The organism is Rhodospirillaceae bacterium, from assembly GCA_018660465.1.
Lineage (GTDB): Bacteria > Pseudomonadota > Alphaproteobacteria > Rhodospirillales > JABJKH01 > JABJKH01.
Genome location: JABJKH010000096.1, coordinates 13544 through 36190, shown reverse-complemented (window position 1 = coordinate 36190; position 22647 = coordinate 13544). Strand labels below are relative to the sequence as shown.

General features: G+C 49.4%; 31 protein-coding genes. 12 read left to right on the top strand and 19 right to left on the bottom strand.

Annotated features, from left to right (window positions below; translation table 11 throughout):
* Window positions 1-271: 271 nt before the first annotated feature.
* Window positions 272-523, top strand: a complete 252-nt coding sequence (locus HOM51_16890; GenBank protein ID MBT5036193.1) for a hypothetical protein — start codon at window positions 272-274, stop codon at window positions 521-523.
* Between the two features lie 131 nt (window positions 524-654).
* Here HOM51_16890 and HOM51_16885 read toward each other — a convergent pair whose 3' ends face one another.
* Window positions 655-1029, bottom strand: a complete 375-nt coding sequence (locus HOM51_16885) for a hypothetical protein (GenBank protein ID MBT5036192.1) — start codon at window positions 1027-1029, stop codon at window positions 655-657.
* 241 nt (window positions 1030-1270) lie between these two features.
* On the opposite strand from HOM51_16885, the gene HOM51_16880 reads away from it, so the two are divergent.
* Complete coding sequence (locus HOM51_16880) at window positions 1271-2053, top strand: ABC transporter substrate-binding protein (protein ID MBT5036191.1); 783 nt, start codon at window positions 1271-1273, stop codon at window positions 2051-2053.
* A 35-nt stretch (window positions 2054-2088) separates the two neighbouring features.
* On the opposite strand, the gene HOM51_16875 is transcribed toward HOM51_16880, so the two are convergent.
* A complete protein-coding gene (locus HOM51_16875) occupies window positions 2089-2322 on the bottom strand; it encodes a hypothetical protein (GenBank protein ID MBT5036190.1) in 234 nt (77 codons plus the stop codon).
* 434 nt (window positions 2323-2756) lie between these two features.
* A complete protein-coding gene (locus tag HOM51_16870) occupies window positions 2757-3002 on the bottom strand; it encodes a hypothetical protein (protein ID MBT5036189.1) in 246 nt (81 codons plus the stop codon).
* Window positions 3003-3116: 114 nt separating this feature from the next.
* Here HOM51_16870 and HOM51_16865 point away from each other — a divergent pair, with 114 nt between their 5' ends.
* Window positions 3117-3725, top strand: coding sequence for a hypothetical protein (locus tag HOM51_16865; protein ID MBT5036188.1), 609 nt, complete (start codon window positions 3117-3119; stop codon window positions 3723-3725).
* A 17-nt stretch (window positions 3726-3742) separates the two neighbouring features.
* On the opposite strand, the gene HOM51_16860 is transcribed toward HOM51_16865, so the two are convergent.
* The 3 genes from HOM51_16860 to HOM51_16850 are packed head-to-tail and all read right to left on the bottom strand — an operon-like array spanning window position 3743 to window position 5028.
* Window positions 3743-4297: a cupin domain-containing protein gene (locus HOM51_16860; protein MBT5036187.1), complete on the bottom strand. Its 555-nt coding sequence runs from the start codon at window positions 4295-4297 to the stop codon at window positions 3743-3745.
* 28 nt (window positions 4298-4325) lie between these two features.
* Window positions 4326-4667: a hypothetical protein gene (locus HOM51_16855; protein ID MBT5036186.1), complete on the bottom strand. Its 342-nt coding sequence runs from the start codon at window positions 4665-4667 to the stop codon at window positions 4326-4328.
* A gap of 10 nt (window positions 4668-4677) precedes the next feature.
* Window positions 4678-5028, bottom strand: coding sequence for a hypothetical protein (locus HOM51_16850; GenBank protein ID MBT5036185.1), 351 nt, complete (start codon window positions 5026-5028; stop codon window positions 4678-4680).
* 141 nt (window positions 5029-5169) lie between these two features.
* Between HOM51_16850 and HOM51_16845 the strand changes: the two genes are divergently transcribed.
* The 3 genes from HOM51_16845 (at window position 5170) to HOM51_16835 (ending at window position 6340) form a co-directional block, all read left to right on the top strand.
* A complete protein-coding gene (locus tag HOM51_16845; protein ID MBT5036184.1) occupies window positions 5170-5391 on the top strand; it encodes an AbrB/MazE/SpoVT family DNA-binding domain-containing protein in 222 nt (73 codons plus the stop codon).
* Between the two features lie 2 nt (window positions 5392-5393).
* The gene (locus HOM51_16840; GenBank protein ID MBT5036183.1) at window positions 5394-5801 is read left to right on the top strand and encodes a type II toxin-antitoxin system death-on-curing family toxin; all 408 of its coding nucleotides are present in this window, start codon (window positions 5394-5396) and stop codon (window positions 5799-5801) included.
* Window positions 5802-5887: 86 nt separating this feature from the next.
* Window positions 5888-6340: an acyl-CoA thioesterase gene (locus HOM51_16835; protein MBT5036182.1), complete on the top strand. Its 453-nt coding sequence runs from the start codon at window positions 5888-5890 to the stop codon at window positions 6338-6340.
* 22 nt (window positions 6341-6362) lie between these two features.
* Here the strand turns inward: HOM51_16835 and HOM51_16830 are convergent, their stop codons facing one another.
* The 5 genes from HOM51_16830 to HOM51_16810 all read right to left on the bottom strand — a co-directional run bounded on the left by HOM51_16830 (window position 6363) and on the right by HOM51_16810 (window position 10428).
* A complete protein-coding gene (locus HOM51_16830) occupies window positions 6363-7007 on the bottom strand; it encodes a SnoaL-like domain-containing protein (protein MBT5036181.1) in 645 nt (214 codons plus the stop codon).
* A 49-nt stretch (window positions 7008-7056) separates the two neighbouring features.
* On the bottom strand, window positions 7057-8010 hold the full coding sequence (locus HOM51_16825) for a sulfotransferase (protein MBT5036180.1): 954 nt from the start codon (window positions 8008-8010) through the stop codon (window positions 7057-7059).
* Between the two features lie 102 nt (window positions 8011-8112).
* Window positions 8113-8820: a hypothetical protein gene (locus HOM51_16820; protein ID MBT5036179.1), complete on the bottom strand. Its 708-nt coding sequence runs from the start codon at window positions 8818-8820 to the stop codon at window positions 8113-8115.
* Window positions 8813-9034, bottom strand: coding sequence for a hypothetical protein (locus HOM51_16815; GenBank protein ID MBT5036178.1), 222 nt, complete (start codon window positions 9032-9034; stop codon window positions 8813-8815). The genes HOM51_16820 and HOM51_16815 overlap by 8 nt, the downstream gene beginning before the upstream one ends.
* 11 nt (window positions 9035-9045) lie before the next feature.
* Window positions 9046-10428, bottom strand: coding sequence for a hypothetical protein (locus tag HOM51_16810; GenBank protein MBT5036177.1), 1383 nt, complete (start codon window positions 10426-10428; stop codon window positions 9046-9048).
* A gap of 139 nt (window positions 10429-10567) precedes the next feature.
* Here HOM51_16810 and HOM51_16805 point away from each other — a divergent pair, with 139 nt between their 5' ends.
* Window positions 10568-11200 carry a DsbA family protein gene (locus HOM51_16805; protein MBT5036176.1) on the top strand — a complete coding sequence of 211 codons (633 nt, stop codon included), beginning with the start codon at window positions 10568-10570 and terminating at the stop codon, window positions 11198-11200.
* Window positions 11201-11216: 16 nt separating this feature from the next.
* Window positions 11217-11669: a YaiI/YqxD family protein gene (locus HOM51_16800; protein ID MBT5036175.1), complete on the top strand. Its 453-nt coding sequence runs from the start codon at window positions 11217-11219 to the stop codon at window positions 11667-11669.
* A gap of 9 nt (window positions 11670-11678) precedes the next feature.
* Here HOM51_16800 and HOM51_16795 read toward each other — a convergent pair whose 3' ends face one another.
* Window positions 11679-12311 carry a DsbA family oxidoreductase gene (locus tag HOM51_16795; GenBank protein MBT5036174.1) on the bottom strand — a complete coding sequence of 211 codons (633 nt, stop codon included), beginning with the start codon at window positions 12309-12311 and terminating at the stop codon, window positions 11679-11681.
* 129 nt (window positions 12312-12440) lie between these two features.
* The gene (locus HOM51_16790) at window positions 12441-13091 is read right to left on the bottom strand and encodes an outer membrane beta-barrel protein (GenBank protein MBT5036173.1); all 651 of its coding nucleotides are present in this window, start codon (window positions 13089-13091) and stop codon (window positions 12441-12443) included.
* 296 nt (window positions 13092-13387) lie between these two features.
* Here HOM51_16790 and HOM51_16785 point away from each other — a divergent pair, with 296 nt between their 5' ends.
* Genes HOM51_16785 through HOM51_16775 form a run of 3 tightly spaced genes read left to right on the top strand, consistent with a single transcriptional unit; the run spans window position 13388 to window position 15888 of the window.
* A complete protein-coding gene (locus HOM51_16785) occupies window positions 13388-13816 on the top strand; it encodes an HIT domain-containing protein (protein MBT5036172.1) in 429 nt (142 codons plus the stop codon).
* Window positions 13813-15630, top strand: coding sequence for a DNA helicase RecQ (gene recQ, locus HOM51_16780; GenBank protein MBT5036171.1), 1818 nt, complete (start codon window positions 13813-13815; stop codon window positions 15628-15630). Before HOM51_16785 ends, recQ begins: the two co-directional genes overlap by 4 nt.
* A gap of 3 nt (window positions 15631-15633) precedes the next feature.
* Window positions 15634-15888: a GIY-YIG nuclease family protein gene (locus HOM51_16775; GenBank protein MBT5036170.1), complete on the top strand. Its 255-nt coding sequence runs from the start codon at window positions 15634-15636 to the stop codon at window positions 15886-15888.
* A gap of 30 nt (window positions 15889-15918) precedes the next feature.
* Here HOM51_16775 and HOM51_16770 read toward each other — a convergent pair whose 3' ends face one another.
* The 5 genes from HOM51_16770 to HOM51_16750 all read right to left on the bottom strand — a co-directional run bounded on the left by HOM51_16770 (window position 15919) and on the right by HOM51_16750 (window position 20678).
* Window positions 15919-16983 carry a hypothetical protein gene (locus HOM51_16770; GenBank protein ID MBT5036169.1) on the bottom strand — a complete coding sequence of 355 codons (1065 nt, stop codon included), beginning with the start codon at window positions 16981-16983 and terminating at the stop codon, window positions 15919-15921.
* Between the two features lie 385 nt (window positions 16984-17368).
* Entirely contained in the window at window positions 17369-18451 is a 1083-nt protein-coding gene (locus tag HOM51_16765; protein MBT5036168.1) for a hypothetical protein, read from the bottom strand.
* Between the two features lie 52 nt (window positions 18452-18503).
* Window positions 18504-19142: a hypothetical protein gene (locus HOM51_16760; protein MBT5036167.1), complete on the bottom strand. Its 639-nt coding sequence runs from the start codon at window positions 19140-19142 to the stop codon at window positions 18504-18506.
* Between the two features lie 190 nt (window positions 19143-19332).
* On the bottom strand, window positions 19333-20022 hold the full coding sequence (locus tag HOM51_16755) for an ankyrin repeat domain-containing protein (protein ID MBT5036166.1): 690 nt from the start codon (window positions 20020-20022) through the stop codon (window positions 19333-19335).
* A gap of 11 nt (window positions 20023-20033) precedes the next feature.
* A complete protein-coding gene (locus HOM51_16750; protein MBT5036165.1) occupies window positions 20034-20678 on the bottom strand; it encodes a hypothetical protein in 645 nt (214 codons plus the stop codon).
* Between the two features lie 132 nt (window positions 20679-20810).
* Between HOM51_16750 and HOM51_16745 the strand changes: the two genes are divergently transcribed.
* Window positions 20811-21629 (top strand): methyltransferase domain-containing protein, encoded by an 819-nt coding sequence (locus tag HOM51_16745; protein MBT5036164.1) that lies wholly within the window; start codon window positions 20811-20813, stop codon window positions 21627-21629.
* Window position 21630: 1 nt separating this feature from the next.
* Here HOM51_16745 and HOM51_16740 read toward each other — a convergent pair whose 3' ends face one another.
* Window positions 21631-22329: a hypothetical protein gene (locus tag HOM51_16740; GenBank protein MBT5036163.1), complete on the bottom strand. Its 699-nt coding sequence runs from the start codon at window positions 22327-22329 to the stop codon at window positions 21631-21633.
* Window positions 22330-22647: the final 318 nt, after the last annotated feature.

The window sequence follows — 22647 nt, the reverse complement described above, 5'->3', positions numbered from 1 at the left end:
TGATTTGTAATCAGTAGGTCGGGGGTTCGACTCCTCTACCCGGCACCACCCGCCTTCGTTTACGCTACGGCGCGGCTGGTCGCATTGAAGCGTTAGAGAGGCGGATTCCGCGTACAGTATGAGGCATACGCCAAGGCTGTAGCGATGACTCTTGCGGAGTTTGCCTAAGATATGATCAAGTGCTAGGCCCGTACGCATATAAATGCTTGTTTGGACCTGGATCGAAGAAGAAAGCTGCTAAACTGCAAATCAGGAAGGGAATTTGTGAAAAATGGACCAAGAAAAAGAGATTGAGGAAGTTGATAAGCTATTTCAAGAATTTCTCGCAAAAGCCTCGCCGTACTTATCGGGTGAAAATAAGAAGGCCATTCGCAAGCATCTGAATAATCAGTTCAAGGCATTTTCTGATGGCAAGGCAAAAAAGCTCGTAAAGAGAGTCGAAAAAGAATATGGCGTCAGTCTAGCGGAACAATTTGCTGCTATTGAACGCTCAGAGCGAGGTAGGTGGGGCAATAATAATTAAGGGCCCAAGATTTAATTCAGGCTTAGCGATGATGTCGGCGTGAGCATGAAGCGATGGGAACGATATTAACGACGTCAAAAGAATCGCGTTAGTGTAATAAGACACGCATTTACGGTGGCCCGTTATACAGATTACGAGCGAACCCGATACCCTTTCTCCATCATGCAGTTTCGGACGCTTTCTTCTTTTACTTGGAATGGTTTATATGCGCCGACAAAAACGCCGGTAATGCCACCGAGGATTGCTTTACCATAAGAACCTACTGCTGAATCACTTGCCGTCCCCGCACTAGATGCACCTTCTGATGCACCATCCATTGAAGAAGGCCCTGCATCCCGCAAATTTCCTAGAAAGGTTTTCGCGGCGGAACCGCCCCGACATGCGCTTAGGTCTTCTGTATATTTTTCATAATTAAATGTATCAGAACTGGTATCAACATCAGGGGTGCCACAAGCCGAAATTGCCAGTACAGACGCAATAATGAGCATCTTCGGTTCTCTATACATCTCGCCACACCTCTCTCTATGTTGCTAAACGACGCCTCATGGATGGCAAACTACCATCACAGTCTGATTCTTAGCAATCTTAGCGAGTTTAGAAAATTCCGGCGCTAACCCTTCCATAGCCTAACTGTTGCCATTCCTCCCCCTGGCAACGCCTCTCTGTAACCAACGGAGCCTTCGGGTTTGGTTGTATGGAGCGGCTCATAATTGGACGTTGGGTTTACTTTTTAAAAGGATGGAAACGATGGGTGATATAGAGATTCAAGATGATGTGAAGGCCGTCGGCTGCTTTTTTGATAAGGGAAAATTGCCGGTTATTGTGGTTGCTTCGGTGCTTGCTCTGGGTGCCTGTCGGCAATCTACGGATGATTTTTCACAATCGGTTTTGCCGCCGCCGGACGTCGAACAGGCCCAAGAACCTGTGTCTAAACCATCGCCGAAATCTGGCGCGACTGAAAACGACCTCAAAAAACCGACGCGGATTGAGATCGCATCTGTTGGCACACAAACACATCCGGCAACTCAGCGGATTGAGCAGCTTAGCCGAGAGGTTCTGGCTATTCTCTCCAATTCTGCAATCACCAAGGAACGAAGAAAAACACAATTTGGCAAACTCTTGGCGCGTGACCTTGATATTCCTTTGATTGGGCGTTTGGTCATGGGCAAGCATTGGCGACGCGCCAGCGAAGCGCAACGCGCAAATTATATGAAGGTCTTTAGGAACTACGTAGTTCACACGTACTCGGCCCGATTGGGCGGCGCAGAAGTTGATAAATTTAGCGTCATCAATACCAAAGTCATCGGCAAGAAAGACATTTTGGTACGGAGTAAGATTGTGAACACAAATTTAGAACCTCTGCGCGCCGACTGGCGACTGCGCCAACGCGATGGCGCTTACCGAATTCTAGACCTTTCTGTCGGAGGAATTAGCATGGCGCTGACTCTTCGCCAGGAATTCGGCTCAATCCTGCGCAGGCAAGGGGGCGTCGATAATTTGATCGATATCCTAAAAAAACGAAACGTTTGATGGGAGTCTAATTGGGGCCTTACAGGCAATAAAGACTATTGGTTATTGCGGTCATTGTCGTCGCCATCCAGCCAGTCAAAGCCCCAAGTTAGGCCGGAGCGCCTGAATTCCATACAAACGCTTATTTCCTCTTCAGTAACCGGTTCGCCGGGAGAAAGTTCGTCAAATCTAGCGATGCATTCGGCGCGATAGAATGCCTCCCACTCGGCTTTTGTGGTCTCACATGACGCCACAACTAAGGCACACGCGAAGATGAATACCCGACGCATTTAATCCTCCAGTAACAGAGTTGAATTTTACCCGATATTTCCCTGGTGACATATAAAAAAGTTTTAGCAGGGCATTGGTAGGGGGGTAAGGAGTGAGGTTTTTATAGCCTAATTCTTTTGGGAATTAATTTCGTTTCTACGGCGACGGATTTCGGCAAAGCTCGTGTTGCCATCCATACGCCGATAGCGGGTATTACGGCGTTCATTTTCGGACCGATTATCTATAGGACCGACGGAAGCACAAATTCTGCCCCGGCGCTCAAATTGCGTCCTTCTCTTGTCTACTGAACGACGATTTTCTTCGCTAACAATCAATTTTAGCGCCTTTACATGCTTTTGTACTTAACATTAACTTATAGTGCCTACGAGCGCAACTCCACACGCAGAGAGTGTAGAGTAATTATTCAGTGTCCTAATTACCCACATCCCTTCCCTCACCGGCACTCGAACGTCGTCGTAAAATCCGGGGTCTCAATCAAAACGGCCTTTTTATTGTAGATGTAACAATGCTCTCGGGCTTTGGCGGCAAGAGATTGGTCGGCCATCATTTGTCGCCAATTGTCCTTTGCGCCGATCAGGGTGATGCCAGACGGAGATTTCTTAATAACCTCTGGCTCAGAAATAGGATCACACCCCCCTAACGCCACGACAGAAAGGGCATACAAAATTGTTCTTTTCATTAACACACTCCTGAAACACGCTGAGCCGGACATCCCAAATTTCTTTTCCAACCCTGTGCTCTTTCTGCTAGGCATTATCAGACCATCATCTTCATCGTTCAGTGAGCTTACTCAATGTTATTTATCGTAAAAACCCTAGACAAAGAAAACTCAAGCGCGTTGCGTGAAGAACTGCGAGAAGCACATCTGGCTTACCTCAAGCTGTTTGAGGCGGCAACGTATTTTGATGGCCCTTTCCTGACCGATGATGGCACGCGGGAACTGGGCAGTTTCAAAATTCTCGACATGCCCGACAAGGCCGCCGTGGAACAGCATGAGGCCGACGAGCCATTCATCACCGGCGGCCTGCAATATGGCACAACCATTCATCGCTACGAGGCGCAGATTCCCTATACTTTTCGCGATTGTCCGCGAAAACGAGGAAACATTCAGTTTCTGGTTCTGGCCTATGACAAACCGGGCCAGGGAGAATTGCGGGAGGAACTAAACGCTTCGCACCGTGCTTATCGTGAAAGCATCCACAATTCTTGCATAACCTATGGCCAGTTCTTAACCGATGATAGAGACCAGCCTCTCGGCACGTTAACGATCCTAGATGCAGTAGATATTGAGGCCGCGCAGGTACTTTGGGAGAACGACCCCTTCGTCCAAGGTGGGCTATTTGAAACGACTGAATTCTATCGTTGGCGATTCGGCAGGATATTTGATCAGTTTGGGGCATAGCAGCCTTACCCCCACGATTAATCTCGAGGACGTTTCTTACCGTCTGAATCCACGCCATCAATGAGGACGAACGCCACCCGGCAGACCTTATCGTAGCGGTTGGCCCAGGCATGGTTGGTGCCACGCTGAATAACCACATCACCGGCCTTCAGATGCACATCTTCATCATCCAGCAACATATCGATTTTGCCTTCCAACACGATCGCGTAATCCAAGGTCTCTGTGCGGTGCATGAAAGGGTGGCGTGCGCCTTCGACCACCAAGTGCGCGGAACCCACGGCACCAAACGCCTTCATTGGATCATAGGCGGCAATTTCTTCGTCGTTCGCTGGTGGGAATTCGTTGATGCGGAAGTTCGTGCCGTTAGCAAGAGGTTCAGTGGTGAAATCCGCATCGGCCTCATCCTTCTCTCCGCCATAGCAGGCTGGGGTCGCATCCGTTCGCCAAAGGTTGGTTCGGCCACCGGGTCGATGTTCTGAGACCACAACATTCTCGGCATCGCTATCGGTAATAACGACCGCCTTGCCATTTTCGTCGTGTCCGGTGACGACGCGCCTTACTGATTTGACCATCGAAGCCTCCCCCTTTTTTTTAAACAGATTACGGCAGTGGCAACCTCACCTCTACCGCAGCGCTTGCGATTACGGCGATGTCGTCGCCATCATCATCGGGCACGTCTAGCCCCCCCTTCACCACCCGTACGGAAACCTTTCCCAGCGGCAGTGTCTCTTTAACCGCATCCGCATCCACATTTTCAGGCTTTTGTACGCCGATGGTGACGTCCACCTGGACCGTGCTTTTATCCACACCCAATGTGCGGATCATGGTGAGCGAACTGTGATGGATAGCGTCTTGCACCGCGCGAAGGGCTGCCTTGGTATAGTCGCCGCCGTGCAAATCATTGCCGGTTCCCATTTCTAAAATGACGCGTTTGGCTGTCATGGCATTCTCCTCAGATTCTATCCGGTACATCTAACCGCACGACCGCGGCAGCACTTGCCATGATGGTAATGTCGGCGCTGTCATCCTTGGGAATTTCCAGCCCGCCTTCGACAACATTCACCGTGCCCGTGCCATGGGGCAAGACAGCCAAAACAGCGTCCTTATCCACCTCATCAGGCTTGGGCACACCGATGTTGACTTCGACCTGCATCGACTCAACATCAAGACCCAGCGCCGTCGCCACCGATAAAGAGTTATGCCAAAGCGCATCCCGGAGCGCACGAACTGCAGCCTTGGTATAATCACCGCCGCGAATATCCGTCCCCATACCAATTTCCAAAGCCACCCGTTTCAAAGCCATCCGTCGTCTATCCTTTTAGAATCCAAATTTGAGATGATTCTGACCGGTTGTTAGGCGAATAACCAGCGGAAATTAGGATGCTGCATCTTGCAATAATTTTACTTATATACTAACATAAGTAATTACTTTAAGGAGGAACACATGGAACTCAAGCTGCGCAAGACTGGGAACTCTCTGGCCACTACATGGCCGAAGGAGGTTTTAAACCGGCTCAATGTCAAAGAAGGCGACAAGCTCTATACTGTTGAAACTCCGCATGGGATTTTGGTCACGCCTTATGATCCTAAGTTTGAGAAAACGATGGATATAGCTAAGCGTATCATGGCACGTGACCGCGATGCCCTGAAAGAACTTGCTAAATAACCATGCCTGTTCAGCAAGAGCCTGTATGGGTTACTGAGGATGAAGTGGCGGCGATCAGCGTCCAAGCGGTTGCACAATTTGGCGGTCTTTCAGGGGAAGTCCGCGACGAGAATCTTTTTAAAGCAGCTTTGGGACGCCCGCTCAACAAATGGCACTATGACGATCCTAAACCAGAAATTTTCACCCTTGCGGCGGCCTATTGCTTTGCACTCGTCAAGGGACACCCATTTCACGATGGAAACAAAAGAACAGCCTATATCACCGCCATCGTTTTTCTGGAACTGAACGATGTTATTTGCACGCCTGATCAAGTGGATATCGTTAATACCATGCTGGGTGCGGCAGAGGGCTCAGTGACTGAAGAGGAATTGGGCGATTGGTTTAAGGTCAACAGCATGGTTGATGATTGACCGCAGCCTAAGGGTAATCATTATTACAATAATTCTGCATCTCACCAGATGGGATCACACAAAGATAACTAGGTAAATAAACTCCAATGAACGACACCACTGAAAAAACAACTGCAACTGCAATTCCAACAAACATCGAAGCCTACCCCTACCGGACAAATGACACCATTCGGTTTCAAGATATCGACCGTAATAATCACGTCAATAATATTGCCTTTGCCGTCTATGGAGAAACAGGCCGTACCAACTTTGTCGATCATCTGACTGAGGAATATGGCGAAACCATTCGATTTATCGCGGCTCGATTTACCATTGATTATTTGGCGCAGGCGTTTTTTCCGGGAACCATTGAGATTGGTACGGCGGTTTCCAAAATAGGCAATAAATCGAGCACCTTGGCTCAAGCTATTTTTTGCAAAGGAGAATGTATCGCGACCAATGAAATGACCTGGGTCTATTTTAATCCTACAGAAAACCGCTCAGAAACAATCCCCGATGATGTTCGGAGCTTGCTCCAGAAATATCAATTCATTCAATAATAGAGGTTCGAAGAACGCGTTCCTATTCTTCCCAAGGACGCGCGCCCCCATCGAGCCAACGTTGCGCAGCTGCACGGGTATCCTTTGCCCGTTCGGTTCCTTCTATGACAAATCCTTTAGATGGCATTTCGCTGCTTCCGCGCGCATTGCGCCAACAGTGATACTGAAGCCCTTCGGGATAGGGTGTCAGGTCCATCTCCTCAAAAAAGCTCATCGGCACCTCACCAGGTTTGTGAGGATCCATCCGATCCTTTTCATAAATGTTCCATCGACCGAGCACCCGCCACTTGTCATCGCGTCGCTCGAACATATCCACGGTACTTGACCACGTTTGAAAATCGAAAAGATAGCCATCAATCCGCCGGCGCTGATGGAGCGTCAGGTAGTACTCGCACACAGCACGATCTTCACCATTCGTGATGACACGTGGATTGCCTGCGAAATGCTTCTGGCTATCAGCAGGATCATGGCTGCCCATCATTTTGCTTGAGCCCTCGATAAATTCGTGGGCGTTTCCTTCAAACCAAGACGTCGTAATTTGCGCATCAGGATGAAAGCAGTCAAACAACTCGTCCCAATCTCCACGATCGCGGTAGACCAATGTAAACATCGATACCTGAAGGATTTCGGATCGGTCTGCCGCTTCTTCTAAACGATTTTTTGTCATGAAATTTTTTCTCTTAAATTTGTTACGGAGCAAGTGGGCTGGGTCTGGTTCAAACTTTATGCGTCAGTTCTCGAATCATCAATACCTCCTCCTCCGAAAATCCAGGCTCATAATAACGCGGCGCTTGCAGCCTTTCCGCTAACCTCTCAATAAACTCCCCCGCAACCCCCAAATCTACATGCTCAAATATTTGCCGGAGCCCGTCCTTTGGCGACTGACACAAATCTTCATACCTGACGATTAGCACCCTATCCGCCAAGTCAGTGTCACCGTCTAGAGTCTTTCGCAGATACCCATTCATACTCGCCCAGTATTTGGCCCACCCTTCGACCTCTTTATCTTGTTCCCATAGGCTAATGATTTCGTCTGCTAGGCCATCCCCCACGTTAATAGGGCGGCGGTCTGGGCCAAATTCAAAGTGGCCTGCACGACGAAGGTAGGCGCGGGTGCGGGAGTCGGAATTGCTGAACAGGGCATGTTGCTTCATTAATGATGCGACATGCCAAATTGGATCACGTACCGGCACGACAAAGCGGGCGGTGGGGAATTCTTTGGCGAGGAATTTTAGCCGGGTGATGTTGTAGTTGTTCTTGGCCAGATACCGCGCCCTGCCCCGTGCATGCAGCAACTTGGTGATCATGGCACGGTAAAAGTCGGAAAATTCAGGGGCCGCGTCAGCGTCTTCTAAAACGTTCGAGATTTTGGGATCGTGGCAGTCTGGAAAAAAATGCATCCAAATCATTTCTTCCATCGCCTCTGGACTTTCAGGGGTAACGGTGATGCCGTCTTTGTGGGAACGCTCAACGGGTGTGATATTGCGCGCCCAGTTCATCTTGTCCCACCACGTTGGCAGCATGGGAAAGGGATAGTCTTGGTAGCGGAAGGTTCCTGTATCTGGATGCTGAGCCAACAGCTCTAATAAGATCGTCGTTCCTGCCCTGGCTAGGCCACAGATAAAAATAGGGCGGTCGATGGGAATATCCGCTATCGATCCTTTCAGCATACGGGTTTCTATGTTGGCCAGCCCATATACCAAGTCGGCGTTGGTTTCACCGACCCATCCCAAAAAACTTTGCAGAGCGGAAACTTTCAAAGCCCCGCCCCCTCAGTCAATCCGATAGCGAAATTTAAAAAATAGTGCAGCCGCGAAGACAAACATAAAGAAAGGTGCTTCCCACCCGGCAGCCCACTCCGCCATCCGCGCCCAGACATCTCGGCGACGCACGTTGAGGGCGACCTGTTCGACGGGGCTATCGGAGACTAGGTATCCGGCGGGAGCCTCGACCAAGCTGTTCCACCAGTGGCGTTTTTCTAAAAAAGGGGTCGCCGTCACAAGACCTTCGTAAATTTTCTGGTGGCCCGCCATGACGATGAGCGTTTTTCCGGAAGACACAATCAAGCGAACGTCAGGAGCGGATTCCTGTTCAGAGGTCAGAACTTTTAAGGTCCCCGCCTCAGGTAGGACATAACCATGGGTAATGTCGATCCAAATTGCGGTGACCAGAACCGGAAGTGCGGCAATCAATGTTGGTCCTGCCGTTCGAGCCAAAAGCGCGAAGGATACGCGAAGATTTTCTCTCGCCGTGGGACCAAATGGCGTCTCGGAAAACTCGGGCCGGAGCATAGACCCTCGAAGTTCCCTCGCACGGTCCTTTAGTCGGCGGATTGCAGCCTGTGGTGACAGGAGCGCATAAACTCCCATGGCAAGTGCACCACTCGCCACCCCCCAGATGCAAACTCGCACGGGCCACGTCAGGGCATCAGAGAACAGTCCGTCAATACCATTCAGTAGCGGGAACAGCGCGTTAATCATCGGTGGACTTGGCCTCGGCTGCCGCCTTACGTCGCCGGAGGTAAATCCGCACAGGCCAGATCACGATCCCGACCAGCACCAGCGCGACCGCTGCGATCACCGCCCAGAGAGCCCCCAGCATGGTTAGCCCGGCCCCAGGGCCGACATAAGCCAAAGCGGGGTTTGCCTGCAAAACCACGGCGGTCGCGATTAGAGGGACGATCAGCTTCATCATATCTTTATAGCCTACCGGCAAGAGGATTTGGAGACTTGTGCGAATTGGGCGGGATATCGTGTCGCTTGCTCCACAAACGCCGTACGCGTTTCATCCCAACGGTTAATATAGCTCCAAACGATTTCGCCCGAGCGGGTGACTTCAAGGGCGCGGCCAAACTCAGCCTCGCTCAGCAACATATTGCCGTTTGCCAAGTGCTGGTGCTTGCCCAAAACGTTGGAGAAGAATTTTTGCTCTGGCTTTTTGGGATAAAGCTTTGTCACCTCCTTCGTCGCAGGATTAATTTTTATAATCCGACTGCCACCAAATTCTTGGGGCTCTACAGTGTTGAACCCTTCGCGGCGATTATCGAACACTGTGATAAATCCATCCTTAGTGAAATCTGGATCGTGCTGGCGGATGAAGGGATGGGTTATCGACCATTTTATATGTCCCTTTTTGCCATCGATAACCATGACGGCATTAATATTGCGAAGTGAAATCATGATGTCCCCCACCCTAAATAAAGGAAAGGCATCCGCCATGGACTCTTCCAATACCTCAACATCATTCAAATGCATAAAATCGTTGTCGCTTCCGGTCCCTATTCCTGGCTCATATTTGGAGGCAAACATAAGCCCCTCGTGGCCTGATTCATAAATGACATCAAGAACGGAAATATCTCGCAATACTTTGCCGTCTTTGGAGACTTGGAGAAGCGTCTCTTCCGTATAGGGCGAAATAAGGCCTGGGTGTCGATCCGTTTTCTGTTCAATCCACCGCCGCCCCGCCACCCAAAATGTTCCATCACCACTGGGATAAACGACATGGTGAGTTCGACTCGGCAACTTCCAAACGACCTTGCCGCAGGCGTTCATCCGTACCAGCCCGAGATATTCTAGATTAAAGATAACATCCCCGCCGGACACCAAAGTCGCGCCATGGATATGGGTCGTGTACTTATCGCTCCATCCCCCTTTCTCAAGATCACTGTGGGGAGAAACGGGCCAAATCTCCTTCGGGTTAACGGGCCACTCATGAATCAAATTACCTTTTGGCCCGACAAGGCGCAGCCCCAAATGCCAGTCGTCCGCCCCTTTCCAGACACCGGCCAGCAGCGTTGCGCCGGGTTGAGATTTATCTTTATCGTAAACCGTAACGCCTTGACCTTCATACTTTGCGGGTCGCAAGTGTTTTACAGGTTCGGTCTTCGTATATGCCTTCCAATTTTTCGACCAATCCGCCCCAGCTTTGGCCGCGTCGCGAAGGATATTATATGGAAACCAATCAAATCGGACCGCAGCTGTGCCGTATCCAAAGGCCAGCGCCATGCACGAAATAAAAAATAAAACGAATGCAATCCGCTCTCCGGTTCGCGATTCCTTTTCTTCATTGCCTTCAGATTGGTCGCCCAATGATCTCCCCCCCCTGTCGCGGAAAATTGTAGGGTGAATTTCCGGCCCGCGCCACACCAGTCAATGCTTTCTACGTGACTCTTTTGGGGTGCGCCGTTATCACTCAAAAAAATTTAGGACGAATGTGAAAGGTGCCCCAATGTCTGAAGAAGCAACCAAGGAAATCATCTATATCGGCGATCCCATGTGTTCGTGGTGCTACGGCTTTTCGCCAACCATCCAGCACTTGTATCAAAAACACAAAAATACGGTGAAGATGAGGTTGGTTGTGGGCGGGCTACACGCTGGTGACAACTGCATTCAGACTCCGGAGCGCATCCAGTTCCTACGTGACCACTGGAAGGAAATTGGCGACCGTTCAGGTCAGGCTTTCAAATTTGATATCCTGGAAAACGAAGGCTGGCATTATGAAACTGAACGTTGCTGCCGTGCTGTCGTCACGGTGCGAAAACTAAAGCCGGGCAGTGAATACCCTTACTTCGCCAACATTCAGGCCGGCTTTTATGCCGAGAACAAAGACACCAATTCAGATGATATGTTTGCCGATGCAGCAACGGAATACGGCATTGATAGAGACGAATTTCTGAACGTGATGAATGCTGAAGACACCCGCCAAGAAACTGCTGCCGACTTTCAATGGTCGCGGTCCACCGGCGTTAATGGCTTCCCAACCGTTCTGGTTAAGGACGAAAAAGGTTTGGCGGCGCTAACAATGGGCTACCAGCCGCTTGAGGCATTGGAAGCACCGTTACAAGGCTGGATAGACTCCTAAATACACCGAGAAGACCATGCTTGAAATCTACGTCGATGGCGATGCCTGCCCTGTGAAAGATGAAGTGATCCGAGTGGCCGAGCGCCATGAGATCATGGTCTATGTCGTCTCCAACGCGTGGATGCGCTTGCCCAAGCATCCGTTGGTAGAAATGGTTGTGGTTGATGCCGGGCCCGATGTCGCAGACGACTGGATCGCCGAACGGGTTGGCCCTGGCGATATCGCCATTACCGCCGACATTCCCTTGGCAAAACGCTGCCTGGATCAAGAGGCAGAAGTTTTAGGATCAACCGGCAAACCGTTTACTGAAGAAAGCATCGGCATGGCCTTGGCAATGCGGGATTTAAACGCCCACCTGCGCGAGACGGGTGAAATCAAGGGTTATAACGCGAGCTTCTCCAAACAAGACAGGTCGAGGTTCCTGCAAGCGTTGGAGCAGACGATCCAATTGATTAAGCGTCGACGTTAGGCCCCAAAGTTAGGCCCCAGCCGCAGCTCCCCGATCCAGAAACCGCAAAAAAGCGTCCTTGGACTGCAAACCGCTCAGCGGCATGCTTCCGTTGATCACATAAAGCGGGATGCTCTCAATTCCCATGGATCGAATTTGCGCTTCATCGGTTCGGATCGCCTCTGACGCGTCATCACTTTTTAAGAATGCACGAACTTCATCGCCATCCAACCCGATCTTCTCAGCAATGCCGGCTAGAACTTCATGATCCCCTAAAAACAATCCATCTGTAAAATAGGCGACAAACAGTGCGTCTACCATCTCATCCTGCAGACCATGGGCATGGGCGAAGTAAACCATACGATGCGACTCGAACGTGTTGGTTGAGCGCTCGATTTTATCGAAGCGGAAATCTATCCCTTCCGCCTGACCCATCTGACGCATACCCTCAAAATTTTCCATCGCAGCCTCAACAGAGCCGAAGCGTTCGGTCAGGTGTTGTTTACGGTCAATGCCTTCGACAGGCATTTCAGGGGCTAACTGAAACGGCAGCCAGCTGATCTGAACATCCAGCCCAGGCCGTTCCGCCAACGCCTGATCAAGACGCCGCTTACCGATAAGGCAATACGGACAAATCGTATCGGAAAAAATATCAAGCTGCATAATGGCTCCGGCCGTTCTGATGATGTCTCATTCCCTAACGCATAAGCACCGCTAGAGAAAGAAATTCAATTAAAAAAGCCCCCTCCACAAGGAGGGGGCTTTTTATTTCATTATCCGCGTCTAAGTGTTTTAAAAAGTAAGACGCAGCCCCAACTCTAGGGCATGATTCGTAAAGGTACTGCCTTCGATCCCCCCCACCAGCAAATCATAACCCATCGTAAACCCAACATGTTTAGAAAGATGCAATTGAGCGCCAATCATAGCACGTCCAGCTAATGCGATATCACGGCGATTGTCCCGGCGGGTTGCACCAGAACCATCGGCTAAAACCGACGAGGCCCTAATATATCCACCAACTGCGCCAACCCCTAGGCCAACATAAGGCGTAATGGATAATCTTTTACCGACCTTTTTGTTAACAATATCCCAGTAACCATTTAAGGTCGCAGACCCAAACCAGAAATCATCTCGGCTGGCCGTGACACTATCAATCGTATCAACACCGCCCTCGTATGCGGAGATTTTTAAATCGGACCTAATTTTACCAAAATCCCAGCCCAGCTTCAGCTTCACACCGACAGCGCCACTGGTATCCCAATTCACATCTGTGCCAAGGGTCGAGGTAAACGGCGCATCAACATCAGACGGCGTGGATAACGATCCGCCAACTTCAGCGTAAAAGCCAGAGTTCCCATCGTCATTATCCGCATAGGCGTTGCCAGAAAGCCCTAACCCCAGCAGGGCTAAAACAACTGATGCGCGTATGAAATTCGCCTTCATCTCAACGTTCCTTCAAACAGAGCTTTTAAAACACTCATTCTCTGGACAAGACATTGATCCGAATTAACCCCCAAATTAACTCCCGAATTAACCTAAGCCGTATGGGGGCCACAATGTTAATCCAACTCTTTAACGGTATTTAAACAAATTCATGACTGTAGAATATTTTTTGTCTTCCCGTCGTAAATTTGTCACACCTCTGAAATCATGTTTTTACCCAACAATTTCCACTTTCGAATGTCCTTTAGCTTCAATCTGTATTTGCTCGAGACGGTGATTCAGGCGAAGGTGACGGCATGTTCAAACTCCACTCACAATTGGCCCAAGATACAGTCCCTGTCGCAACATTAGAGCTCTGCCAAGTCTTGCTTATGAAGGACGCGCGCTTTCCATGGCTGATCCTGGTGCCGCAAAAATCAGGACTTCGGGAACTTCATGATCTCGCTGCCGGTGAAAGAATCCAACTCATGGAAGAAATATCAGTTACGTCCCAAGTGCTGGAAAGGTGCCATGCCCCTGACAAAATAAATGTTGGGGCGTTAGGTAATCTCGTCGAACAATTGCACATTCATGTGATAGCGCGGAACCAAAACGATGACGCTTGGCCTGGACCTGTTTGGGGACAAGGAACACCTGTTCCCTACGCACAGGCAGATTTAGATCAAATTCGAAATGATCTAGAAACCGCCCTAGAGGCAGCCCTAGAAGACGCTGAGATAAAATGACAATCGCTGACGCCCAGAAAATCCTTAAAGACGTCTTCGGTTATGACAATTTTCGTCCCGGTCAGGAAGAAGTAATTTCAACTCTTGTAACGGGTGAGAACGTACTGGCGGTCATGCCGACGGGCTCCGGCAAGTCGCTATGTTTTCAAATTCCGGCGCTGATGAACGGAGGCCTTTGCATTGTCGTTTCGCCCTTGGTGGCCTTGATGGAGGACCAAGTCGCGGCGCTAAAGCTTGCAGGTGTTGCCGCAGAGACGATTAATTCGTCGCGAACGTACGAGAATAATGCTGATAATTGGCGGCGCGTGGCCAGCGGTGAGACACGGATTTTATATATTTCTCCGGAACGCTTGATGACTGTGCGGATGTTAGATGCGCTGGCGCGATTGCCGGTTGATCTTATCGCGGTTGATGAGGCGCACTGTATTTCCCGTTGGGGGCCTGCATTTAGACCCGAGTATGAAGACCTTGGCAAACTGAAAGACGTCTTTCCCAACGCCCGCTTAGCGGCAATGACCGCCACCGCAGATGAAGCCACCCGCTCAGATATCGCGGCCAAGTTATTCGCCAGCAAAGGACAGATCTTTGTTTCAGGGTTCGACCGACCGAACATCCGAATTTCAGTTGAGATGCGGCGCGAATGGAAAAAGCAATTACTCGAATTCGTAAATACCTTCACTGGCGAAAGTGGCATCGTCTATTGCCTGTCACGAAAGAAGACCGAAGAAACGGCCGCATTTCTGGCTGCCAATGGCATCCACGCCCTGCCCTATCACGCCGGGCTAGACAAAAGCGTCCGCAGTACCAACCAAGATACATTTATGACCGAGCCCAATGTCGTGATGGTCGCAACAATTGCGTTTGGCATGGGAATCGACAAGCCGGACGTGCGCTATGTCTTTCATGCTAATCTGCCCGCCAGTACAGAAGCATACTACCAGGAAATCGGTCGTGCGGGTCGCGATGGCAAACCCGCTGAAGCCATGATGCTGTATGGCTTCGATGACATCCGCATGCGGCGCATGTTCATTGATCAAGAAGGTGGCGAAGAAGACCACCGCCGCCGCGAGCACAAACGATTGGATACGCTGATCGCCTTTTGTGAATCGCCAGAATGTCGCCGCCAAGCATTGCTGGCTTATTTTGGCGAAACCTCCAAACCCTGCGGCAACTGCGATATATGTATAAATCCGCCGGACTTAAAAGAAGGCACAACCGAAGCTCAGAAAGTAATGGCCGCCGTCACCGGCACTGGCAACCGCTTTGGTGCAGCGCATTTAATTGATGTCCTGCGCGGCGCAAATACCGAGCGCATCCGCAACTTTAATCACGATCAGCTGCCAGCGTACGGCACCGGTAAAGAGATCAGCAAGGAAGGCTGGCGCTCCATCATCCGCCAACTTACCGCAGCCGGATATTTACAGTTAGACGTTCAAGGCCACGGCGGTCTGACCATGACGGAAAAAGGCCGAGACTTGGTACAAGGCCACGAAAGCTTTAGTTATCGCGAAGACACAGGACCCGTAGGACCGAAGAAAAAAGCACCGCGGCCCGCTCCAGCGGCGGCCGATTTATCTGACGCTGAAACAACTCTGTTCAATGCCCTCAAAGAATTGCGCTTGGAACTGGCCAAGAAACGCAAGGTGCCGGCCTATGCTGTCTTCCCAGATAAGACGCTGGCTGACATGGCGCGGCGCTGCCCCCAAAACGAAAACGAATTTGCTGAAATTCATGGCGTTGGCGAAGCCAAGTTAAAAAAGTTTGCTGTCCCCTTTTTAGATACAATCGCGGCGTTTCAAGAAGATACCGCCTAGACCATGGGCAATTTTGTCTACGTCCTGGGCAGCAATGGAAAAGGCGGACCTCGCACCTACGTCGGCTGGACCAACGACTTAGATAACAGATTGTCGAAACACAACGCAGGCACCGGCGCACGCTCAACCAAAGGCCGCACGTGGCAACTTTTATATGCCGAAAAATACACAACAAAAAAAGAAGCCATGAGCCGCGAATGGCACCTGAAGCGAGATCGAAGATTTCGCAAGTCTCTTTTGGCCTTGGTGGCAGATTAATCGGTATGTAGCGGGGTCACATGTCCGCTGTTATTTGGGCGTGATCTCTACGCACTCGCCTGTATTAGCGTTGCAGTTGAATTCTTTAAATTCCGTTGTCACGGGAGGCGGCTTGAAGGTTGGCAACGACGGTTCGCTGACGGGATCGCCTGTCTGTGTGGGCTCGCCGGTCGTCGTGGTTGTTGACGTAGAAGACGGCTTCCTGGTACTTGTCGTCGTTGTCGGTTTCGGCTTTGGCTTGGTTATCTCAGCCTCATACATGCGATTTCGCATTTGAATTGCAGTGCGTGATTTCGCATCGTTGGGGTTGTCGATCAGAAAACCATCGCCGATATTTGAGTCGGTTTCGGGGGTTGGTTCGTATTGCCTGATCGATTTTTTCAAAGCTCTTTGAAATTGAATATTTTTATTACTGCAAGAACACGTAATTTCATAGTCTGCTCTGACCAACCAAGCCAAATCATCTCTTGGGTCCACTTTGAATAATAATGATGCCGAATTAGCATTGCGAGTATCCACTTTACGGCCAACTCCCAATCTTGTTTTCTCTATTTTTTGCGATTTCTCAACTTGATCCCAGTATTCTTCAAACGCCTTTTCCACGCCACTCTCATCGCCATTATTCTTCGCTTCACGGGCTCTTTTAATTGCCTCATTCATTTTGCGGTTGAGTTCATCCAACTTTTTTTCCTTAGGCGTTTTAACCGTCCGCTTCCATGTAGGTCCTCCTTCAAGACCTGAAAAAGTAATGCCTATATACCGAGCCTTGCCTAAGCATTCGGCTCCCTGATTAAACTTCTGACTCTTTTTTAATTGTCCGGATTGTTTCCAATAATCATCGAAAGATTTCTTCTCTGCACTTTGATCGCCCTGTTTTTTCGCGTCACTCCCGCGTTTTCCGGCCTCATTAATTCTGCGGTCTATCTCATGAAGAGAAATTTTACACATGTTATTTCGTTTGGAACAAATTTCTTTCGTCGTCGTCTTAACTTTTTCAGCAATTATCTGCAGAGCATTCTTTTCATGATTTTTAAACACGCTCGCAGACTTTCTTGCCCATTCAAGTCCGTCATAGATGTCGAGCCCCTTACCCATCTTACCGGTTGCAGATCGTGGTTTACCGAGTTTTTTGTATTTTCCATGTGGGCCGAAAACTTTGTTAGCCTTTGGATCACCAAGATCAAGAGGAGAACCCTGTGATCTGGTGCCGGGGCCACCACCAGAGGGGTAATCGCTTTTCGGTCCGGGAATGTTATAACCGACCCTCGCTTTAAAATTTATGAGCTTCTTGAGGTCGCATCCGTCGCCAGTATTGGTCGGCGTCGGCGCGTCATCCGTCGTCGTATGAACGCCAGAGTTGGCTTGCGCCCGGACGGGCGAAACCGATGCAACGACCATCAAACCAATGAGGAAGGCACCTACAAAAATTTTAGACGAGATCATTTCAGAGTTACTAAATTTCATCATAACCTGACCTTTTTTAATTCTTCATGATCACAATTGTATCCCCCCTTTTTGGGAAATCATTGCTGAGGGGCATATAACCGCCAAACGATAATTTATCTTTGACGTTAGATAGGCGCAGCACACCCAGTTCCTTGCGATTGACGCCCAAGACCTCACCGGTGGAGGGGTCGGTAAAAACTTTTCCAACACGCTCGATCATGAACATATCGCCTTTCTTAAGGCCAGAGCGTAGGCCGGCATTAATGACGATGTCCCTGCCATCGACACCAACCACCAGACCCGTCCATGGTTTTCTAGCAGCCGTGCCAATTATCGCGAGGACAGCCTTTTGAATCGTGCCGCGCGTTGCTTCTCCTAAAGGTGTTTTTTTAAACTTGTTGCCGCCCAGGCTTATCCCTGAATAGCCGCCCGAAATATTGAATGCGGAATCTGATACTTTATGAGAAACCGTGTGGCTTTCTAAAACTTCGCCCGTGGTGGTATCGACAACGCGAATATCCATGGCAACCTTGCCGGAATTTGATTCCTGAGCACCACCTAAACTAAACGGCAAGCCCCCAATGCCACTTACACCTAGACTGAGGCCACCGCCTGAATCGTCTGTACTGAATTCTGTAACCGCGCCATAGATCAATAACTGAACACCGGCAAGTTGTCCGAGTTTGGGACCTGTTCCCGGTTTGACGATGCCGCCAGCTTTCATCTCCTGCTCGCTCAAGACCTTACTCAAGTGAGCCCTTTCCAAGACCACAAATCGATCTGACTTCAGCAACTCCGTCGTCAGCATGGCCGCGAGCCCACCACCGATATCCCAATTTCCATATTTTTGTGAAAACGAACCAATGGTCGAGAATTTACCAACGGCCACAGTTCGTTTTGGCCCTTTCAGCGAAGGCATTGGAAGAGCAGGAACCAGTTTTTTGGGAATTTTCTTGAGTTCGGCTTCAGGTTTAACCTCTGGTTTATCGTCGTCAAGATCGTCAATTTCTAAAGCAAATGATGTTGAACACGTCGGCCCAGTAAAAATAAAAATTGCGACAAGGCTGGCGGCGAATACATTTTTAAGAGTCACTTTAAAAGTTCTGTAATCGGTCATTGTTGTCTTCTCCTAAATGGCTATTAGTCGAGCGACGCAATTTTGAATGGGTTCAACGAAGTGTCGTCCAATCTCCCGTTTGTTTATCGATTGAGTATTCCTCGACCAAAGATCCATCGGTGGTTGTGACGTGGGCAACGACGCGTTTCGCGTCTTCACTTACCTTCCCAACTTTAAGACGCGGATTGCCGACAATCATTAGACGGTATTCTAAAATCAGTTTCACCGATTTTACGGTTGGTCCTTTCGGGCCGTAAATTGATTCCAGTCTTCTGGAAGCACTCTCGGGTTGGTTGCCATCGATTCCGCGCGGAAGTGAAATATTATTCATCGAAATGTTATTCATCGACTGGCCAAGAGATCTGACCACAGCAGCCAGGCGGGTAATCTGCTGGCTCAGAGAATCATAATCTACTTGGTGCCCCAATTGACCCACCAGTATGTCGACGATATCGGGGCGGGTGAGGAGCGATCTTGCTTTTTGCCGGGCTCTTTCACGCTGTATTTCGGCTTTTTCGGTTTTAGTGAGACCATCACCAGCGGCATACGCGGGCGAATGTATCGGCTGGATTGCGATAATTACAACAACGCCAATGCGGGATAACAAAAATCTAAAGCTCGCACCCCGATTGGTGATGGCTTTTTGGATCAACGAACATCCTGCTGAAAACCACAAAGTATCGGCACGCACGAAATCCTCCTCCGAATATGATTTATCGGAAGCGGCTTGCCATTGGGCACATCCACCGAATCTTAAGAGCCCGAAGTCAAATCGTCGTGAAACAAGCCGCCACCGAGCCTTTTGATCATACCACTAACGGAATTGGTGTCGAGTCATTCTCAGGTTTGCAATATTGCTCAATGCCAGATCGGCATTAGCCCTAAGGTTTCCCCCCGGCAGCATTCAGGATCTCCACCATCTTTTTAAAACCCCGCTGTTCGGCCAAGCTTAAAGGGCGTGTGCCATCTCCGTCGGCCAAATTTACGTTTGCACCAGCTTCCACCATCAACCTTACGCACGCCACATGATTGGGTCCGCCATCGCCAAGGACAATGGCTTCAATGAGGGCCGTCCACTGAAGATTATTGACGTGGTCTAAGGGTGCTCCTGCCTTGATGAGTTCCCTTACCACGCCAACGTGACCCAAGTGAGTCGAAGCAATTAACGCGGTGCCTTCGTACGGACTGGTGATGAGCTTGGCATTCGCGCCGTGCTTAATCAGCAGCTTCACCATATCGAGATCATTCAGCACGCTTGAAATGGTCAGGGCATCGTAGACGTCGTTCTCCAGTAAGTTAAGATCGGCCCGGCCTTTGATCAGAGCAGCTGCCGCTTTTAAATCTTTGAAAAAAGCCGCTACCATTATTGGCGTTCGGCCAAAGGGGTCACGCACATTAATGTCTCGGCCTTCGCGAATAAATCGCTCAATAGCGTCTACTTTGCCGCGAGCTGCAGCAGCGTGAAATCCTGTATAGGCTTTGAGTTCGTTCAACGTTGGTGGTGTTTGGGCCAAGCCTTCATCCGCAAATCCAAGCCCTAAAACCACTACAAAAAGAAATGCTTTAATCATGATTATTCTCCTCAGTAGGCTTCAACGACACGTTGATAAAGCCCAGACGTATTTTCTCTAAATTCCCCTCTAAGCTCTGACCAAGCTGAACTCTCTACGACCGAAGCATTAGAAATTTCATGCAAGACAAAATGTGACGGTGTGCCCTCCATTGACAGGTAGCGCCGAACCCGCACCACTCCAGATAATTTTGCCAATGCCCGCAAGTACGTGCAGACAAACCAGATGTTAAAAGCCTGCGCTTTCTCACTCGGCAAATTAAATCGGTCTACTGCAACATAGGGCGAGAATCCGCTAACGTTAGAACTAAGTTCAGGACCAGCCCAATTGAGGGTATAGCGTTCAGGATTCTGAAATTTCTCGTGATACGCCGCGTCTCTTGGGTTTCGCACTCGACGGAGGGCCTGATAGGGCTCACCGTACAAATGACCAAGGCTCGGCATTTCATACATCGTGACGAACTCTGGGCCATCGCCGCTCACGCGGTCAAAACTGGCACACCCATTGAAGCCAATTTTTACCCTTGCGGGAAACATATCTTCCACCAACCAAGGTCGAAAGTCGGCTTGATCTTCTGGCGCTAAATCACAGAAAATCGCCAGCAGGCCTGTGCCACCGCGGGCAGTGTCATTTAATACACGGGATGTTTTCGTCAATTCAGTCGTCCTCGTTCTCTTATTATATTTGCATTACAAAATTAACTCAGGAATTTACAGACGTCACGAGGTTGTTCGAGATGCTCTTTCAGAGCTTGTCTGAATGAGGTAATAATCCGATGGGGGATTTTAATGGCGCTCACACCTGAAAAAGCAGCTCAGATCGATGGCTTCACGGACAGGTATCGCAATGCCAGAGCCGATGTCATTCGACAAATGGAAACGTCTGTTTTTGGATGTGATTACGGTGCCACCAGTTGGACGACCCGCGAAGAAGCTGATCGCATCATCGACATGCTGACGCTTGGCCCAAACAAGAGATTATTGGAAATAGGTTCGGGCTCTGGCTGGCCTGGGCTTTATCTTGCTAAGGCGTCGGGGTGTGAAGTCGTGCAAATCGACTTGCCCTTTGATGGCTTGAAGGTTGCAGCAGAACGGGCGCGAGAAGACGACATGGCTGACAGGTGGGATGGTGCCGTTGCAGACGGTGCCGCAGTGCCCTTCAAAAACGATGCCTTCGAGAGTGTTTTTCATTCCGATGTTCTGTGTTGTCTGGAGCTAAAATTAGAGGCCCTCAGCGAATGTCGGCGCGTCCTTCGTGATGATGGCACACTGGTGTTTTCTGTCTTGCTGATATCGCCGAACCTTTCCTCTGATGCGCATCAACATGCGATCACCTGCGGCCCGCCCTACATTGATGCCCCGGCTGATTATCCAACATTGCTCGCACAAGCGGGATGGCGGCAAACCGACCACGCCGATTTAACTGAAAAATTTTATAACTCTGTTTGTGACTTGTTCAAGCAAGAGGAAAATAATGCCGATGAATTGATTGATTTGTTTGGAGAGAAGTCCTATGCGGAACGGCTGACAAGTCGCCGCAAAAGGATTGAAGGTCTAGAGGCTGGACTAATTAAACGAGAATTATTCAGAGCCGTGGCGAGTTCCTAAGTTAAGTAACAATTTCTCCGTCAATATACTGAATTTTTGATGCGAGAGCTGCTGAGCGAATTTCATCAGTGGCGACCCCATGCAGGTAAACGTTAAGGCGGCTGGCTTCTGCCATCAATCCAATTCGTCGCAGCGGACCCGATATTTTTTCTATCGGCCATTCCTTATTGCCCAACGAAAAGGCAACGCTGGAATAGTTACACGTGGCGTAATAGGAAAAATTCAAGGTTGCCGGTGAAATTCGACAACTATACTTGTGGCAAAACAGGTAAAGAATAATGGCCACTTCATCAAGAAACGACATTGATGAATCATCACTGACGTTAGTCACTTCAAAAATTACTGATTGAAGAATTTCGGCCTGAATGCCCTTACAGAGCGCCGTAAACTCCGTCGCAATTTCCTTATACACCAATGCTGATCCATTTATCGGAATTATAACCTTTTCCCCACCACCTTCATACTGCAACGTTGTCGCCTTGGTTACTCCCCTTCTGATTGTCTCAATCATATTTTCCTGAACGATAGCATGATTGATACTCCGCTCATCCATGCCGACGGATAAAAGGGCTTCGTCGCGAACGGTTCCGCTTGCAGACGTTCGATAGGGAGAGCAGTAATAAGCGCTAATACCATCGTTCTGGCAGTCAAATACAGGCAAAAAATTTGCCTCAACCTTTGATTTAGTATTACTTACCATAAACAAAATCCTAAAAATTTACGATCAACGCCAAGCGGATTTTAGTCAATAGATTCTTTCTTTTAGAGCCTTTTCTCTGGGCGCTACTTATACCTTTTTCAATTTACCATTCCCACTTCAGGGCTATTGAAGAAATTATTACTGTTACAAGCCCTTGAATTAAGGGGGACAGGCGAAATATTTATTCGAATTGGTCGTATAAATGTCCGTATAAAATTAGCAGTCGTGGGAAAATAAAATTTACCCACTGAGGATAATTGGAGCAAAACGGAAATTCAATTAACTCCGCAGAGTTTTAGGCATCACCGGGCTGACCGC